The sequence below is a fragment of the Arthrobacter pascens genome, assembly GCF_030815585.1.
GTDB classification, from domain to species: Bacteria; Actinomycetota; Actinomycetes; order Actinomycetales; family Micrococcaceae; genus Arthrobacter; species Arthrobacter pascens_A.
Genome location: NZ_JAUSWY010000001.1, coordinates 1708356 through 1725578 on the forward strand (window position 1 = coordinate 1708356; position 17223 = coordinate 1725578).

18 protein-coding genes are annotated in these 17223 nt (G+C 64.5%); 17 read left to right on the forward strand and 1 reads right to left on the reverse strand.

What is annotated here, in order from left to right; genetic code table 11:
* Nucleotides 1–194 precede the first annotated feature (194 nt).
* The 13 genes from rpsD (at nucleotide 195) to nusB (ending at nucleotide 12158) form a co-directional block, all read left to right on the forward strand.
* Nucleotides 195–821 (forward strand): 30S ribosomal protein S4, encoded by a 627-nt coding sequence (gene rpsD / locus QFZ30_RS08020; protein ID WP_190988295.1) that lies wholly within the window; start codon nucleotides 195–197, stop codon nucleotides 819–821.
* Between the two features lie 145 nt (nucleotides 822–966).
* Complete coding sequence (locus tag QFZ30_RS08025; RefSeq protein ID WP_307075063.1) at nucleotides 967–1341, forward strand: DUF948 domain-containing protein; 375 nt, start codon at nucleotides 967–969, stop codon at nucleotides 1339–1341.
* An 18-nt stretch (nucleotides 1342–1359) separates the two neighbouring features.
* Entirely contained in the window at nucleotides 1360–1605 is a 246-nt protein-coding gene (locus QFZ30_RS08030) for a DUF6167 family protein (RefSeq protein WP_307075065.1), read from the forward strand.
* 115 nt (nucleotides 1606–1720) lie between these two features.
* Entirely contained in the window at nucleotides 1721–4399 is a 2679-nt protein-coding gene (gene alaS / locus QFZ30_RS08035) for an alanine--tRNA ligase (RefSeq protein WP_307075068.1), read from the forward strand.
* Nucleotides 4400–4407: 8 nt separating this feature from the next.
* Nucleotides 4408–5022, forward strand: coding sequence for a Holliday junction resolvase RuvX (gene ruvX / locus QFZ30_RS08040; protein ID WP_307075069.1), 615 nt, complete (start codon nucleotides 4408–4410; stop codon nucleotides 5020–5022).
* Nucleotides 5003–6769, forward strand: coding sequence for an endolytic transglycosylase MltG (gene mltG / locus QFZ30_RS08045; protein ID WP_307075071.1), 1767 nt, complete (start codon nucleotides 5003–5005; stop codon nucleotides 6767–6769). Before ruvX ends, mltG begins: the two co-directional genes overlap by 20 nt.
* Nucleotides 6766–7626, forward strand: coding sequence for a shikimate dehydrogenase family protein (locus tag QFZ30_RS08050; protein ID WP_307075073.1), 861 nt, complete (start codon nucleotides 6766–6768; stop codon nucleotides 7624–7626). Before mltG ends, QFZ30_RS08050 begins: the two co-directional genes overlap by 4 nt.
* Nucleotides 7627–7652: 26 nt before the next feature.
* Nucleotides 7653–8852 carry a chorismate synthase gene (aroC, locus tag QFZ30_RS08055; RefSeq protein WP_307075075.1) on the forward strand — a complete coding sequence of 400 codons (1200 nt, stop codon included), beginning with the start codon at nucleotides 7653–7655 and terminating at the stop codon, nucleotides 8850–8852.
* Between the two features lie 23 nt (nucleotides 8853–8875).
* The gene (locus tag QFZ30_RS08060; protein ID WP_373462825.1) at nucleotides 8876–9421 is read left to right on the forward strand and encodes a shikimate kinase; all 546 of its coding nucleotides are present in this window, start codon (nucleotides 8876–8878) and stop codon (nucleotides 9419–9421) included.
* On the forward strand, nucleotides 9418–10509 hold the full coding sequence (gene aroB / locus QFZ30_RS08065) for a 3-dehydroquinate synthase (protein WP_307075078.1): 1092 nt from the start codon (nucleotides 9418–9420) through the stop codon (nucleotides 10507–10509). The genes QFZ30_RS08060 and aroB overlap by 4 nt, the downstream gene beginning before the upstream one ends.
* Nucleotides 10509–11027, forward strand: coding sequence for a tetratricopeptide repeat protein (locus QFZ30_RS08070; protein WP_307080146.1), 519 nt, complete (start codon nucleotides 10509–10511; stop codon nucleotides 11025–11027). Before aroB ends, QFZ30_RS08070 begins: the two co-directional genes overlap by 1 nt.
* Before the next feature lie 157 nt (nucleotides 11028–11184).
* Nucleotides 11185–11748 (forward strand): elongation factor P, encoded by a 564-nt coding sequence (efp, locus tag QFZ30_RS08075; protein ID WP_307075080.1) that lies wholly within the window; start codon nucleotides 11185–11187, stop codon nucleotides 11746–11748.
* On the forward strand, nucleotides 11748–12158 hold the full coding sequence (gene nusB / locus QFZ30_RS08080; protein ID WP_307075082.1) for a transcription antitermination factor NusB: 411 nt from the start codon (nucleotides 11748–11750) through the stop codon (nucleotides 12156–12158). Before efp ends, nusB begins: the two co-directional genes overlap by 1 nt.
* 101 nt (nucleotides 12159–12259) lie before the next feature.
* Here the strand turns inward: nusB and QFZ30_RS08085 are convergent, their stop codons facing one another.
* On the reverse strand, nucleotides 12260–13543 hold the full coding sequence (locus QFZ30_RS08085) for a PrsW family intramembrane metalloprotease (RefSeq protein ID WP_373462826.1): 1284 nt from the start codon (nucleotides 13541–13543) through the stop codon (nucleotides 12260–12262).
* A 181-nt stretch (nucleotides 13544–13724) separates the two neighbouring features.
* Between QFZ30_RS08085 and pyrR the strand changes: the two genes are divergently transcribed.
* Genes pyrR through QFZ30_RS08105 form a run of 4 tightly spaced genes read left to right on the forward strand, consistent with a single transcriptional unit; the run spans nucleotide 13725 to nucleotide 17222 of the window.
* Entirely contained in the window at nucleotides 13725–14312 is a 588-nt protein-coding gene (pyrR, locus tag QFZ30_RS08090) for a bifunctional pyr operon transcriptional regulator/uracil phosphoribosyltransferase PyrR (protein WP_307075085.1), read from the forward strand.
* Nucleotides 14309–15337, forward strand: a complete 1029-nt coding sequence (locus QFZ30_RS08095) for an aspartate carbamoyltransferase catalytic subunit (protein ID WP_307075087.1) — start codon at nucleotides 14309–14311, stop codon at nucleotides 15335–15337. The genes pyrR and QFZ30_RS08095 overlap by 4 nt, the downstream gene beginning before the upstream one ends.
* On the forward strand, nucleotides 15337–16704 hold the full coding sequence (locus tag QFZ30_RS08100; RefSeq protein WP_307075089.1) for a dihydroorotase: 1368 nt from the start codon (nucleotides 15337–15339) through the stop codon (nucleotides 16702–16704). The genes QFZ30_RS08095 and QFZ30_RS08100 overlap by 1 nt, the downstream gene beginning before the upstream one ends.
* A complete protein-coding gene (locus tag QFZ30_RS08105; protein ID WP_307075091.1) occupies nucleotides 16704–17222 on the forward strand; it encodes a PH-like domain-containing protein in 519 nt (172 codons plus the stop codon). The genes QFZ30_RS08100 and QFZ30_RS08105 overlap by 1 nt, the downstream gene beginning before the upstream one ends.
* Nucleotide 17223 lies beyond the last annotated feature (1 nt).

Below are 17223 nucleotides of genomic sequence, written 5' to 3' on the forward strand. Positions count from 1 at the left end.
GAATGCATGGGGAACAACTGGTAAGATTGTTCGTTGTCTGGCAAGGCACGGACGCACACTCCCGCGGATTTCAGTATTTCCTGCTGATTTGTTGGGGTTGCCCTGTGCCCAGTAGCAAAAGGCAGCGGTTGGCCGATGCTCTCCATCGTGGAGGCCAGTAACACTGACACACCGCAGATATTGGAAGGACACAAGTGGCTAACAACACTCGTGCTCGCCGTACAGCACGCCTCTCGCGTGCACTCGGCATCGCTCTGACCCCCAAGGCCGCCAAGTACATGGAGCGCCGCCCGTACGGCCCCGGTGAGCATGGCCGTGCCCGTAAGAAGCAGGACTCCGACTACGCCGTACGTCTGCGCGAAAAGCAGCGTCTGCGCGCCCAGTACGGCATCCGCGAAGCCCAGATGACCCGTGCCTTCGAAGAAGCACGCCGCACCAAGGGCCTCACCGGTGAAAACCTGATCGAACTGCTCGAAATGCGTCTTGACGCCCTCGTGCTGCGCGCAGGCTTCGCCCGCACCATCGCCCAGGCCCGCCAGCTCGTTGTGCACCGCCACATCATGGTTGACGGCATCCGCGTGGACCGCCCGTCGTTCCGCGTAGGCGAAGGCCAGCTGGTCCACGTTCACAGCCGCAGCGAAACGATGGTTCCGCTTCAGGTTGCCGCAGCCGGCGCACACCGCGACGTCCTGCCGCAGGTTCCCGCCTACCTGGATGTCAAGCTTGACGCCCTGCAGGCCCGCCTGGTCCGTCGCCCGAAGCGCTCCGAGGTTCCCGTAACCTGCGAAGAGCAGCTCGTCGTCGAATTCTACGCACGCTAAATCCCAGCAGCGTATCCAAAGAAGCCCGTGGCAAGCGCCGCGGGCTTCTTTGTATGTAAGGTACTTGGGGGACATCTGCGGAACGCGCGAAGTGTGCGTACGCGGCTGGAACAGATCCACTTCAGTTTCGAGGAGATGAACGTCTATGTCTGGTGGCGATATTGCCGGCCTGATCGCTGCCGGGGTGTTTGCGCTCCTGGTGCTATTGCTCGCGGTGCCGATTCTGAAGCTTGGCAAGGTATTTGATGAAGTACGGACGTCGATCCGTTCCATCAGCGACGGCGCCACGCCCCTGATGGACGAGGTCACCGCAACGGTGTCCACCACCAACCAGCAGCTGAAGAAGGTGGACGGCATCGCCTCCAACGTGTCGGACGCCTCGGCGAACCTCTCCGCGCTGTCATCCCTGGTTGCTGCCACCGTGGGTTCACCGCTGATCAAGGTGGCAGCCTTCAGCTACGGTGTCCGCACCGCCCTGGCCAACCGCAAAAAGCCCGCCGCCGGCCGTCGCAGCCGCTAAGCCTTCCGGAGAACTGATATGAAACGACTTGTCTGGATGGGAATCGGCGTGGCCATCGGGGTCATCGCGTTCCGAAAGGTCAATGAGGCGCAGGCCAACCTTGGGCCCGTGGGCCTGAACCGGGCAGTGGGCCGGCTTGCGGATGGTGTCTATGACTTCGCCGATGCCGTCCGGTCCGGAATGCGCGAGCGGGAGTCCGACCTGCGCAGCGCCCTCGGCGTCGAATCCCAGGACCTTGAATCCGCGAACGCTGCCCGGCGCTGAGGCCCGGAACCAGCGGAGAATAAAACCAGCAGTACCGGTTAGTCCCGGAACTGCCGTCTGAATCAACTGTCACGCGCCAGAAAAGCGTGATCCAAGAAGGGTATGTAATCAGCTCATGAAGTCGCAGGAGATCACAAAGCGCTGGGTGGACTTTTTTGTCAGCAAAAGCCACACTGCGGTTCCCTCCGCGTCGTTGGTCTCCAGCGACCCGTCCCTGCTGTTCACCGTTGCCGGCATGGTGCCGTTCATCCCCTACCTCACTGCCCGTGAAGAAGCCCCCTACTCCCGCGCTACCAGCGTGCAGAAGTGCATCCGCACCGGTGACATCGAGGAAGTGGGCAAGACCGCCCGCCACGGGACCTTCTTCCAGATGTGCGGCAACTTCTCCTTTGGCGACTACTTCAAGGAAGACGCCATCAGGTTCGCCTGGGAACTGCTCACCAAGAGCGTGGACGACGGCGGTTACGGCCTTCTGCCCGAACTCCTGTGGGTGACAGTGTACGAAGAAGACGACGAAGCCAAGGAGCTGTGGCTGAAGAACACCGGCATCCCCGCTGAACGTATCCAGCGCATGGGCAAGGCCGACAACTACTGGCACACGGGACAGCCCGGACCCGCCGGCCCCTGCTCGGAGATCTATTACGACCGCGGCCCCGCCTACGGCGTCGAAGGCGGCCCCATCGCCGATGAGAACCGGTACGTCGAAATCTGGAACCTTGTGTTCATGCAATACCAGATCGCGAACGTGCGCTCGAAAGACGACTTCGACATCGTGGGTGAGCTGCCCAAGAAGAACATCGACACCGGACTGGGCATGGAACGCCTCGCGATGATCCTCCAGGGCGTCGAAAACATGTACGAGACGGACCAGGTCCGTCCTGTCATCGACAAGGCAGCGGAGCTGTCCGGCCGTGAGTACACCTCGGCGGAAACGCCCGACGATCCCCATCACACGGACGACGTCCGGATGCGTGTTGTTGGAGACCACATCCGTTCGGCACTTATGCTGATCGCCGACGGCGTCACGCCTTCCAACGAGGGCCGCGGCTACGTCCTGCGCCGCCTCATCCGCCGCGCTGTCCGCTCCATGCGCCTTCTGGGCGTCGAAAAGGCCTGCCTGCCGGCTCTGCTGCCCGCCTCCCGCGACGCCATGAAGGGCGTGTACCCGGTCGTGGAGACCGACTTCGACCGGATCAGCCGGATCGCCTACGCAGAAGAAAAAGCCTTCCTCCGCACCATCGCCTCCGGCACCGCGCGCCTCGAAGACGCAGTGACGGTGTCCAAGGCAGCAGGCACGGCGCTGTCCGGCGCCGACGCGTTCGCGCTCCATGACACCTATGGCTTCCCGATCGACCTCACCCTGGAGATGGCTGAGGAAGCAGGGCTGAAGGTGGACGAGCCTGGATTCCGCAGGCTGATGCTGGAACAGCGTCAGCGTGCCCAGGCGGATGCGAAGGGCAAGAAGGGCGGCCACGCGGACCTCGGCGCCTTCCAGGAGTTGCTGGCACAGGGCGAGACCGTCTTTACCGGCTACACCGACCTTGACGGTGAGTCCCGGGTCCGCGGCATCCTCAGCGGAGGCCGGAAGGTCGGTCAGGCATCCACCGGGGACGAGATCGAGCTCGTGCTGGCAGAGACTCCGTTCTACGCCGAAGCGGGCGGCCAGGCAGCTGACACAGGGCTCATCACCGGGGACGGCTTCGTCGTCGAGGTCCTGGACGTCCAGCGCCCGCTCAAGGGCCTCAGCGTCCACAAAGCAATCGTCCGCGAGGGCGAAATCGGCTCCGACGCCCTGGTCAGGGCAGCGGTGGACCGGGAGCGGCGGCACGCCGCCGAGCAGGCGCACACAGGAACGCACATCGTCCATGCAGCCCTGCACCAGATCCTCGGCCCGCAGGCAACCCAACGCGGTTCCTACAACAAGGCCGGCTACCTGCGTTTCGACTTCGCCTGGGGTGAAGGCCTCAGCCCGGCCACCCGCTCGGAGGTCGAGGAAGTCTCCAACCTGGCCATCCGCAATAACTTTCGGGTAGACACCAAGGTCATGGGGCTGGCAGAAGCCAAGGCGCTGGGCGCCATGGCGCTCTTCGGGGAGAACTACGGCAACGAAGTGCGTGTGGTGGAGATCGACGGCGCATGGTCCCGTGAACTGTGCGGTGGCACACACGTTGCAAACACGTCCCTGATCGGCAGCCTTTCGCTGCTTGGCGAACAGTCCGTCGGTTCAGGCAACCGCCGTGTAGAGGCTTTTGTGGGCATGGACGCCTTCCGCCACCTGGCAGCTGAACGGGCCCTGGTCACAGAACTGACCGAAATGCTCAAGGTTCCTTCAGGTCAACTGGCCGACAGGATCGCCACGACGTTGGCGAAGCTCAAATCAGCGGAGAAGGAGCTTGAACGGCTCCGCAAGGAACAACTGGCCGCTGCCGCGGGCCAACTCGCGGGAACCGCCAAGGATGCGGCCGGGGTCAGCGTCATTGCCCATGACGCCGGTCAAGTCAGCGGGGCCGATGACCTTCGCGGGCTGGCCCTGGACCTGCGGAACCGCCTGGGCTCGGCCCCGTCCACAGTGGCTGTGGCTGGTGTCAGCAATGACCGGCCCATGATCCTGGTGGCCACCAACGATGCGGCACGGGAGGCGGGTGTCAAGGCCGGAGCCCTTGTCCGGCTCGCGGCAGGGATCCTGGGCGGCGGCGGCGGGGGCAAGGACGACGTTGCCCAGGGCGGTGGCACTGACCCCGGCAAGATCACACCGGCGCTGGCCGCCGTTGTGGATGCCATCTCCCGGCGATAAAGCATCCTGTGACCATTCCTTCTCCACCCGGCGCCTACCCCCAGGGCATCAAACTGGGGGTGGACGTCGGCACCGTCCGTGTCGGCGTCGCCGTCTGCGACCGCGACGCGATTTTGGCAACCCCGCTGAAGACCCTGGACCGCAACCCGAAAAAGAACTCAGACGTGCGGGTGATCGCGTCACTCGCTGAGGAACTCGGGGCTGTCCAGGTCATCGTTGGCCTTCCCCGCACCATGAAGGGGGAGGAACATGCCTCCGCACGGATGGCTGCAGAGTATGCGCAGCTGCTCGTCAGAGAGCTGGAAAGCCGTGGCCTGGACGTGCCGGTGAACCTCGTCGACGAGCGACTCAGCAGTGTCACGGCCCACCGGAACCTGCATGAAGCTGGCATGAGCAGCAGGAATCACCGTAAGGTAGTGGATCAGGTTGCGGCGGCAGGAATACTCCAGCACGCCATAGACATGCAAAAAGCCAGGGGAACGGATGTTGGCAGCCGCGTGACTGCGCCTGCCCGTCCGTGGCATTCCGGGGAAACTGTGGCGGATAGGCCTGCGCAGTCCGCCCCGGAGGACAAGACTCGATCTTCAGAAACGGAAGGCTACAGTGAGCCCGGCCAACATTGATGACTCCTCTGGCGTCCCCGACGGTGGCGAGGCCAGGCCGCTGACCCGCAAAGAGATCCGTGCACGGGAAAAGGCCCTGCGCACGCAAAGCAACAGCGTGGTCCCGGAACAAGCGTACGAAACGGGCGATGATTACGCCGCCCCCACCACCGCTGTGACGCCTGCCATCCCTGCAGCGCCTGACGCCCCGCCGTCCATTCAGGAACCCGAGCCAGCCTACGCGGCGAGCCGCCACGAACCTGTCGCCGCCCATGAAACGCCCCTCGAGGCCCCTGTCCACCAAGAACCTGTACACCAAGAACCTGTACACCATGAAACTGCCCACCGTGAGGAACCCCATGAGGAGCCCCATCATGTGGAGCCCCTTCACGAGGAGGCGCATCACGAGGACGCGGTTCATGGGGGAGCGCCTCATGAGGAGACGTACGTTGATGTGGTCCATGACGACGGCCTTCAGCACGACGGCGTTCCCTTTGAGAACCTGCATGCCGGGGACGCCCGGCATCCCGTCGACGGATTCCAGAGCCAGGACGCACACCAGCACTACGACGATGAGACCCAACTCGTGGACGGACAGCACCACGATGGCTACCATCCCTCGGACTATCATGCGGATCAGCGCCACGATGCCCAGCACGACGCCGGGCTGCTCAGCGGCTCCTCAGCGGTAGCCGCCGTGCGTGGCCCCTCCAAGAAGGTCCGCCGCCGGCGTCGCCTCCTCGCCCTGTTGTTCACCCTTGCAGTCTTTGTCACCGCGGTTGCCGTAGGTGCGCAGTTCCTCAAGCCGTTGCTCGGAAACGACAAGGCCAGCGACTACCCCGGTCCAGGCACCGGGGAAGTCCAGGTGTCCGTCCAGCCCGGCCAAGGCCCCCGGGCCGTCGCCACTGCCTTGGAAAGCCAGAAGGTGGTTGCCAACGCGGACACCTTCCTGCAGGCCTTCACCACTTCCGGCGGAACCCTGGCCCCGGGTGACTACACCTTCCGGATGGAGATGAAAAACTCCGACGCCGTTAACGTCCTGCTCGGAAAGGACAAGAGCAAGGTCATCTACTTCGCGCTGAGCGCCGGGCTGCGGATCGGTGAGTCGCTGCAGGCGATCTCCGAAGGATCCGGGGTTCCGTTGGAACAGCTGAAGGCGCTCAGCGACTCTCCGGCACAGTTCGGCGTTCCGGCCGCAGCCAAGAACCTTGAGGGTTTCCTGGCCCCCGGAGAATACCGGTTCCCGCTGGGGACACCGGCAAAGGAGATCCTGCAGTCCTTGGTCAAGGTGACCCTTGATGAACTCGTATCGCAAGGCATGACGGATCCCGCCAAGCAATACGAGGCCCTCATTGTGGCGAGCATCGTGCAGGCAGAAGGCGGCCAGGCCGAATACGGTGACGTCGCCGGCGCCATCTATAACCGGCTCAAGCCCAACGACCAGACCGGCGGATTCCTTCAGGTGGACTCCGCAGTCACTTACGGTCTTGGCACCAAGAGCTTCAACTTCACCGACGCGGAGCGCCAAGACAAGTCCAACCCGTACAACACGTATGCCAATCCCGGCCTGCCGCCAGGGCCGATCGGGTCACCAGGCAAGACTGCAATCGACGCCGCCGCCAAGCCGAAGTCCAACGATTACCTCTATTGGGTGACGATCAACCTGGACACCAAGGAGACCAAGTTCTCCAAGACGCTGGCTGAGCACAACGTGTATGTGGACCAGTACAACACCTGGTGCGAGGCCCACGTGGGCCGTTGCGCATGAGCCTGCGGGCTGCCGTCCTGGGTCATCCGATCAGCCACTCGAAGTCGCCTGCCTTGCACCTGGCGGCCTACGGAAAGCTGGGGATCGACATCAGCTACACGGCTGTGGACCTCACGGAGGAAGCGCTGCCGGAATTCATGCGGCAGGTCAGGAGCCAGAACGGATGGCGGGGACTGTCGGTCACCATGCCTCTGAAGACCGCCATGGTCTCGGAAGTGGATGACATCCGCGGCGTAGCGGGTGTCCTTGGCGTCGTCAACACTGTTGCGTTCGAAGAAGCCGGCAACACGGTCCGGAGCGTCGGCTACAACACGGACGTCGCCGGAATCGTTGATGCGGTCCGGAACGCCGGTGTGGCAACGGCGCCTGCAGCCGTTGTCCTGGGCGGGGGAGGGACCGCTGCGTCAGCCGTGGCAGCGCTCAAGGATCTAGGGACGGACTATGCCCAGGTGTTCGTCCGGGACACCGGACGGGCTGCAGAAGCACGGGCTGCCGCGGCGGGCGTGGGCCTGAGGATTGACGTGAGGCCGCTGGCCGAAGCGGCCGTTCCAACGGCAAGTGCCGACGTCGTAGTTTCGACTTTGCCGCCGCGCGCGGCAGACGGACTTGCCAGCGAACTGGCCGGAATGCACGCAAGAACAGCCGGGGTGCTGCTGGACGTTGCCTACGACCCGTGGCCCAGCAGAATCGCTTCGGTGTGGCAGGACGGCGGCGGTTCCGTGGTTCCCGGGCTTGAGATGCTGCTCTACCAAGCAGTGGAACAGGTGCGTCTTTTCTCGCGGCGCGGCGAAGAAGTTAATGCAGCTGTCATAGATGTGATGTGTGACGCAGTCGGACTTCCCCGGCGGGCGTTCTGACCGCCATACGTGGCAGGATGGAAATTATGTTGCGTTGGTTGACTGCCGGTGAATCCCATGGTCCGGCTCTGATGGGAATTATAGAAGGCGTCCCCGCCGGTGTGGAACTCACCAGCGGGCAGATCGCCGATTCATTGGCACGCCGCCGCCTCGGTTACGGACGCGGCGCACGCATGAAGTTCGAGCAGGACGTCGTCACCATCCTCGGCGGTGTGCGGCACGGCCTGACCCAGGGCGGCCCGGTGGCCATCCAGGTGGGCAACACCGAATGGCCCAAGTGGGAGCAGATCATGTCCGCGGACCCCGTGGATCCCGAAATCCTCGCCGACCAGGCGCGGAACGCCCCGCTGACCCGGCCCCGTCCCGGGCACGCTGACTTCACCGGTATGCAGAAGTATGGCTTTTCCGAGGCCAGGCCCGTGCTCGAACGCGCCAGCGCCCGGGAGACGGCCACCCGCGTGGCCATGGGAACCGTGGCGTCCCAGTTCTTGAAGCAGCTTGGCATCGAGCTGGTGAGCCACACCGTCTCCATCGCCAGTGTGACTGTGCCTGAAGGACGCCCACTGCCGCTGCCCGCGAACGTGATCGCCCTCGATGCGGACCCGCTGCGCTGCTTCGACCGGGATACGTCCAATGCCATGGTGGCCGAAGTGGATGCGGCGCACAAGGAAGGCGAGACCCTGGGTGGCGTGGTGGAAGTGCTCGCGTATGGCCTTCCGCCTGGACTGGGAAGCTACGTCCACTGGGACCGCCGGCTTGACTCACGGCTGGCTGCTGCCCTCATGGGTATCCAGGCCATCAAGGGCGTGGAAGTGGGCGACGGGTTCCTGACTGCTTCGCGCCGTGGTTCGGCTGCCCACGACGAGATCGTTAAGGATGCGGACGGCAAGATCATCCGGACCAGCAACCGGGCTGGCGGCATCGAAGGCGGCATGAGTATTGGCGATGTGCTCCGTGTGCGCGCCGCCATGAAGCCGATCGCCACCGTGCCCCGGGCCTTGCAGACCATTGACGTGAGCACGGGCGAAGCCGCCAAGGCGCACCACCAGAGGTCGGATGTCTGTGCCGTGCCGGCGGCCGGCGTAGTCGCGGAAGCGATGGTGGCGCTGGTACTGGCCGAGGCCATCACCGAAAAGTTTGGCGGCGACTCCGTGGCGGAGACCGCACGCAACATCAAGGGTTACCTGGACAACATTCCGGCGTCCCTGGACTCGATCGGTCAGTAGTGCCCCACAGCAATAAATCCGGTATGCCGGGTAACCGCACCATAGTGCTCATCGGCCCCATGGCCGTAGGCAAGTCTGCCGTCGGTTACCAGCTTGCCCAGCAGCTGGGTGCAGCCTTCGTGGATACTGACGTTGTCATTGTCGGAAACCACGGCGCCATAGCGGACATCTTTGCCGGCCGCGGTGAGCACGCGTTCCGGGAGATTGAGGCCCGGACCGTAGCTGGCGTCGTCGAGGAAGCGGAAGGTTCCGCCACAGTTATATCGCTGGGCGGCGGCGCTGTGCTGGACTCGGGGACGCAGCAGCTGCTGAGCCGCTGTACCGTGGTGTATCTGGAATGCGACGCGGAAACAGTAGCCAGCCGCATCGCGCGGAACTCAGGCCGGCCGCTGCTCGCGGGCGATGCCATGGCCCGTTGGGCATCTTTGCTTGCTACCAGGAAGCCCGTCTATGAACGCCTGGCCGACCTGGTCCTGGACGTCCGCCACGGCTCGGTCGCTGAGCTGGGACGCCGGCTGGAAGAAGCGCTGCGGGTATTCGCAGCTGCCAAACAGGAAGTTGAAAATTGAGCGTCGAATCAACAGTCATTAAGGTCACCGGCGAGTCGGCTGGTCAGAATTACGACGTCGTAGTCGGCCGCGGCCTGCTGGGGAGCCTTCCGGCTCTGCTGGGTGAGCGGGTCAGGCGCGTGCTGGTTATCCATCCCAGGGCACTGCGGCTCACAGGCGACACCGTCCGCGACGAGCTCGCTGCCGCCGGTTTTACCTCGCTGACCGCGGAGATCCCGGATGCCGAGGAGGGCAAGCACATCCAGGTGGCCGCGTTCTGCTGGCAGGTCCTGGGCCAGAATGACTTCACCCGCTCGGATGCCATTGTGGCCGTGGGCGGAGGGGCAGTCACGGACCTTGCCGGTTTCGTGGCCGCCACGTGGCTCCGTGGCGTCAAGGTCATCCACCTACCCACCAGCCTGCTGGGCATGGTGGACGCCTCCGTGGGAGGCAAGACCGGCATCAACACTGCGGAAGGAAAGAACCTGGTGGGCGCCTTCCACCCGCCGGCCGGAGTGCTGGTGGATCTTGAGACCCTGAACACGCTGCCGCGCAACGAACTGATCTCCGGAATGGCTGAAGTGGTCAAATGCGGCTTCATCGCCGATCCCATCATTTTGGACCTGGTGGAAAAAGATCCGGAAGCCGTGGTGGATCCGCAGTCCGCCGTGCTGCGGGAGCTCATTGAGCGGGCCATCGCCGTTAAGGCAAGGGTTGTTTCCGAGGACCTGAAGGAATCAGGCCTTCGCGAAATCCTGAACTACGGACACACCCTGGGCCATGCGATTGAACTTGTTGAGCGCTACTCCTGGCGCCATGGCGCTGCCGTTTCCGTGGGCATGATGTTTGCCGCTGAACTTGCCCGCAGCGTGGGCCGGCTCAGCGATACCGACGCCGACAGGCACCGCAGCATCCTTGAGAGCCTGGGTCTTCCCGTCACCTACCGGCGGGACCGCTGGCAGGGGCTCCTTGACGGTATGCGCCGCGATAAGAAGTCACGCGGGGACCTCCTCCGGTTCGTGGTTCTGGACGGAGTGGCCAAGCCGGGCATCCTGGATGTACCGGACACCTCGCTGCTCTTCGCGGCCTACCAGGAGATTGCGTCTTGATGCGGGGCAGCGTGGAGGGAACCAGCGAGTGGCCCGAGGCAGGCTTCCCCGGAATCCGGATCAACCCGGAGTCCCTGCTTCCGCAGATCGTCAACGAGGACGCCTGCCGTGCCGCGCTGGCGGTGTCCACCGATCCCGCTGACCACATCTTTGTCCTGCTGGTTGAAGGCCATGCTTCCGAGGCTGCAGAACTGTTGGCGGATGCGCGTTGCAGGGACCCCGAATCGTTCCGGCTGAGGGCTTTCGAGGCAGAGGTGCTGCGGGTCTCCAACCGCCTGGACCGTGCTGTGGGGCTCTTCCGGCAACTGCTCGCGGAAGTCCAGGGCACTCCGCGCGAAGCGCTCGTGCTGCAGTTCCTGGGCAAGACCCAGTACACCGCCGGGCAGACTTCGGCCGCCGTTGAATCCTTTGCCCGGGCACTCGATCTGCGCGTTGCCGAGTCCGCCGACGCCGCCCAGATCTACTCGTCCACGGTTGCCCTGCAGCGGGCACGCGAGGTCCTGGACCTGGCCTGCTGACAGCGCCCGCAGGGGTCCGGACAGAAGCCATGACGGTTTTACCGGTAGAATGGTCCTTGGATTTTTGATAAACACGCGTTGGCGGGCCGTTTGGCATGCCTGCGCGGCATAGAACGTCTGGCAAAGTGACCAGACAGATAGAAACCAGAGGAAACCAGTGGCAACCACTAACGACATCAAGAACGGAACGGTCCTTAAGCTTGAGGGCCAGCTCTGGAACATCATCGAATTCCAGCACGTAAAGCCTGGCAAAGGCGGTGCGTTTGTGCGGACCAAGATGCGGAACGTGATGTCCGGCAAGGTTGTGGACAAGACCTTCAACGCCGGCCTCAAGATCGAGACCGCCACGGTGGACCGCCGCGACTACCAGTACCTGTATCAGGACGGCCCGGACTTCGTGTTCATGGACACCACCGACTTCGACCAGATCACCGTCTCCGGCGCAACGGTGGGGGACGCCACCAATTTCATGCTTGAAAACCAGATGGTTAATATCGCCATCCACGAAGGCACCCCGCTTTACATCGAACTGCCGCCCAGCGTGGTCCTCGAAATCACCTACACCGAGCCTGGTCTGCAGGGCGACCGGTCCTCTGCCGGCACCAAGCCCGCCACTCTGGAAACCGGCTACGAGATCCAGGTTCCGCTGTTCGTCGAGAACAACACGAAGGTCAAGGTCGACACCCGCGACGGCAGCTACCTTGGCCGGGTCAGCGAGTAGTGAGCGCACGCGGAAAGGCCCGTAACAGGGCACTAGATGTTCTTTTTGAAGCTGAGCAACGCTCCGTTTCCGCTTTTGACGTTCTCAGGGCCCGGCGGGAAAAGACCGACCAGATCGTGAACCCGTACACCCTGGAAATCGTGGAAGGCGTGGTCTCACAGCAGACCGCCATTGACGAATTCCTGGAGACCTATTCGCAGGGCTGGACCTTGGATCGCATGCCTTCGGTGGACCGCATCATCCTGCGCATCGGCACCTGGGAACTGTTGTACAACGACGACGTACCCGACGGCGTCGCCGTCAGCGAGGCAGTGGCGCTGGCCAAGACGCTCTCAACTGATGAATCGCCGTCGTTCGTCAACGGCCTCCTCGGGCGGCTGCAGCAGCTGAAGCCCTCACTGTTGGCCTGAGCTGTTCATCGCAGCGTCAGGACGAACCGCCCCGGCGAAGCCCGTCAAGAGCCTCGACCAGGTGATCCTGGCCGGGGCTCTTGGGTTTCTCCGCCAGTAAGTCAGGAGCCAACAGCCGCCCGCAACGAGAGGATCCGGTGCAGTTGCTGCTGCTCCTCAACCTGGTGCAGCTGGACGTCGCGACCGCTCAGGATGCGCTGCCTGGTGAAAGCGAGCTGCGTCGCGGCCTTGAGGAAGGCCTTCATCTGCGGCCGGCGGTTGTAGCTGCCCGCCCAACCGAGTGCGGTGCGCCTGCCGCTTGAGGTGGCCAGCATGTCCACCTCAGTGGGAGTAAACCAACCCGCCGCTGCATACTCCAGCAGCCTCTGGCGGGTGAGGCGGTTCTCGGCAACCCGCAGCAGCACGATCCCGATGATGGCCAGCACAAAGATCGGCACTTGGAAGAGGATGTACTCACCCAGGAACCCCTGGCCCATGCTGTTCCACCGGTTATGCAGGAACATCGCGGGCATGAGGCCGATGGCAAACGCCGCTACTGACGCCCCGGTGTGCCAGCGGCGCGCCGCGAAGCCCATGATGAGCCCCGTGGTTCCCGTGAAGATTGCGTGCGCGAACGGAGACATCACGCCACGGAGCAGGAAGATCTGGGCAAGGTCAGTGGCGGGACTGGCCGACTCAGCAATGGCACGGCCGAAGTAGAGGATGTTTTCCGTGAACGCGAAGCCGCCGGCAATGGTGAAGGCGAACACCACGCCGTCCACCGGCCCGTCGAAGTGTTTTCGAGCCATCAGCAGGAGCAGCAGCAGGCCTAGTGACTTCGCGAACTCCTCCACCACTGGTGCCTGGACAGTGGCCATGTACGTCTGGAAGTCAGCCTCGTCAGAGAACTGGAAAGTCAGGACAAAGAACGGCTGAATCAGCAGGGTGACGGCAACGGACACCGCCGCGCCCCAGGTGAAGGCAAAGAACAGCAGTCGCGTGGGCTCCGGCTCCCACCGGTCGATCACGTAAACAGCCAGGAGCACGGCGGAGAGCGGAATCAGCGAGGCCGTGAAACCCACCACGAAGCCGGCCGTACCAGTGTTTGCCAGGAGGAACGGCACCACCAGGAAAAGACTCAGGAACGCGAGGGCGCCACCGCCGATCGTCAGCGCCAGCAGGCCAGCGGAAGGCCGGCCGAGCCTACCGGAGGAACTGTGGCCGGGTGGCGGCATCAGAACAGGCATGGCATTGACGGGACCAGCCATGTTTCCGGGCGCCGGTCGGTAAAACCCCGGCTCCACATGGCCCATCCAGCTGGGATTGGCGTGGCTGGGAAGCGGGCCCGGCGGTCCGGACGGCCCGACAGGCTGCCCGGAAGGCTCCCGGTGATGGTGCATCGACATAAGGGAAAGCCTATGGCGCCCTCAGCCTGCGTCCAAGGCCACACGCACGGCGAAAGCGCTGGAGTGTGACCAGTAACGCCCTGCTCCGGCGAGGGGACGGAGCGGCCGGTGTGGTAATTTTGAAACGCAAATGATCCTTTTTTAATTCCGTCCTGTGAGGCGGGGAAAGGGGAGACGAGCGTTGACTTCCGTCACCAGCGCACCGGTTCCAGCCAGGGTTGTCCTCAACCAGGCGGACATTGACCGCGCACTTACTCGTATCGCCCATGAGATCCTCGAGGCCAACAAAGGCTCCAAGGACCTGGTCCTGCTGGGCATTCCGCGCCGCGGCTACCCACTGGCAGTCCGGCTGGCCCGCAAGATCGCCGCCGCGGACCCCGGCGTCGACGCCGCCGCCATCGTCGGCCAGCTGGACGTGACCATGTTCCGCGATGACCTTTCGCACCAGCCCACCCGGCCGCCGTATCCCACGCAGCTGCCGCGCACGGGAATCGACAACAAGGTTGTGGTGCTCATCGATGACGTCCTGTACTCGGGCCGCACCATCCGCGCCGCGCTGGACGCCATCATCGACCTCGGTCGTCCGCGCATCGTCCGGCTCGCCGTGCTGATCGACCGTGGCCACCGTGAACTTCCCATCCGGGCGGACCACGTGGGCAAGAACCTGCCCACCTCCTCCGCCGAAAAAGTCCGGGTCCGCCTCGAAGAGACGGACACCGACGGCGACGGCTCAGCAATTAACGAAGTGGTCATTGAGGGCGGCGCATGAAGCACCTTCTCTCCACTGAAGACCTCAGCCTGGCCAACGCCGTCCGCATCCTTGACACCGCCGAGGAAATGGCGGCAGTGGGGGAGCGTGAAGTCAAAAAGCTGCCTGCCCTGCGCGGGCGCACCGTGGTAAATCTCTTCTTCGAGGATTCCACCAGGACGCGGATCTCCTTCGAAGCAGCGGCAAAGCGGCTGTCCGCCGACGTGATCAACTTCGCCGCGAAAGGCTCCTCCGTCTCCAAGGGGGAGTCCCTCAAGGACACGGCCCAGACGCTGTCCGCCATGGGCGCTGACGCCGTCGTGATCCGACACTGGGCCTCCGGCGCGCCGCACCGGCTGGCCTCCACTGACTGGATTGACGCTGCCGTCATCAACGCCGGAGACGGCACGCACGAGCACCCCACCCAGGCGCTGCTGGATGCCTTCACCATGCGCCGGCACTGGGCGAAGCTGGCCGGTAACGCGTCCATCGGGGCGGACCTCAAGGGCATGCGGGTGGCAATCGCCGGGGACGTGCTGCACTCCCGCGTCGCACGCTCCAACGTTTGGCTGCTGCGCACGCTTGGGGCGGAAGTCACCCTCGTGGCACCGCCTACCCTGCTGCCCATCGGCGTCGAGAAGTGGCCTTGCAAGGTGAGCTACAACATGGACGGAACCCTGGAACGGGGAGTGGACGCCGTGATGATGCTGCGCGTCCAGGGCGAGCGGATGAACGCCTCCTTCTTCCCTTCCACCCGTGAATATTCCCGCCGCTGGGGATTCGATGACAACCGGCTCCGCGCACTGGACACCTTGGGCATGAAGGACACCATCATCATGCACCCCGGCCCCATGAACCGGGGCCTGGAAATTTCCGCTGCCGCCGCGGACTCGCCCCGTTCCACCGTGCTCGCACAGGTGCGCAACGGCGTGTCCGTCCGCATGGCCGCCCTGTACCTGCTGCTCTCCGGTGATACCCGCGAACCAGCCACAACCCCTGGCGCCGAGCGTGCGATCGCCGCCCCTTCCAACAAGGAGAGCAACTGATGGCTGAGAACAACGGAACGTATCTGATCCGCGGCGCTGCGGTCCTGGGATCCGGCGCCGAGGACCTGCTCACCCGCGATGGCGTCATTGCCGCACGCGGCACGGACCTTTCCGCTGACGGGGCCACCGTGATCGAGGCGGCCGGCCTGGTGGCGCTGCCGGGCATGGTGGACGTACACACGCACCTGCGCGAGCCCGGCCGTGAAGACGCCGAAACTGTGGAAACCGGCACCCGCGCCGCTGCCTTGGGCGGCTTCACCGCCGTACATGCCATGGCCAACAGCACGCCGGTGGCAGACACCGCCGGTGTGGTGGAACAGGTCTACAGCCTGGGCCGGGCCGCGGGCTGGGTGGACGTCCGTCCCGTGGGCGCGGTGACGGTGGGCCTGGCCGGGGAACAGCTGGCGGAGCTCGGCGCGATGGCCGACTCCCGGGCCCAGGTCCGGATGTTCTCCGACGACGGCCTCTGCGTCCACGATCCGGTACTGATGCGCCGCGCCCTTGAGTACGTCAAGGCGTTCGACGGCGTGGTGGCCCAGCACGCACAGGAACCCCGCCTCACTGCCGGGGCCCAGATGAACGAAGGCGAAGTTTCAGCAGTGCTGGGACTCACCGGCTGGCCGGCAGTGGCGGAGGAAAGCATCATCGCCCGCGACGTGCTGCTGGCGCAGCACGTGGACTCCCGCCTGCACGTCTGCCATGTTTCCACGGCCGGTTCCGTGGAGATCGTCCGCTGGGCCAAGGAACGCGGCATCAATGTCACCGCTGAGGTCACGCCCCACCACCTCCTGCTGACCGATGACCTGGTCCGCAGCTACGACCCCGTCTACAAGGTCAACCCGCCACTGCGCACCGACGCCGATGTGCAGGCACTGCGCGCAGGGCTGGCGGACGGAACCATCGACGTTGTGGGGACGGACCACGCCCCGCACCCCAGCGAACACAAGGAATGCGAATGGGCGCAGGCGGCCATGGGAATGACTGGCCTGGAGACCGCGCTCTCCGTGGTCCAGCACACCATGATTGAAACGGGGCTGATGAACTGGGCGGACTTTGCCCGCGTGACCTCCACAGCCCCGGCGCGGATCGGCCGGCTTGCCGACCAGGGGCGCCCGCTGGAAGCCGGCGAGCCGGCCAACGTCATCCTTGTGGATCCGGCCGCCCGCTGGACCGTGGATCCGTCCAAAATGGCAACGATGGGCCGCAACTCTCCCTTTGCCGGCAGGGAACTCCCCGGCAAGGTGGTTGCCACCTTCTTCAAGGGCCACCCCACCGTGCTGGACGGCAAGCTCAACACGCCCTACCGGCACGCGCCCTATCCGCACACAACTGCGACGTCCGCGGGTCCGGCGGGGGATGCCTCCTGATGGAAAAAATCCTGCCCGGCCTGGCCATGCTGGCCATCATCGGAGTCGTTTTCGCCCTGATCTGGATCGGCTGGCGCAACCGCCTCAGGCGGCAGTCCGACGTCGAACAGTTGCCTGCCCTGCCCGGGGCGCCCGGGGCGCCGCTCCTCAGTGCGGAGGGCCAGTATGTTGCCTCAACCACCGCCGGTGACTGGCTGGACCGGATCGCCGTGCACAGCCTCGGAATCCGGACCAATGCGGTTCTCAGCGTGTACCCCCATGGGGTCCTCTTCGACAGGTCAGGCGCGCCGGCGGTCTACATTCCGGCGGCTGATCTGACAGCCATCCGGCAGGACAGCGGCATGGCTGGCAAGTTCGTGGAAAAGGACGGCCTCCTGGTGGTCAGGTGGAAGCTCGGCACCCACGAGCTGGACACGGGCTTCCGGACACGCCGCGCCGCCGAAAAGAACATGCTCTTTGAATCCCTTCAGCAATTGATCCCTGCAGCCCCCCAGGCAGGTCCCCATAGTGGAAAGTAAT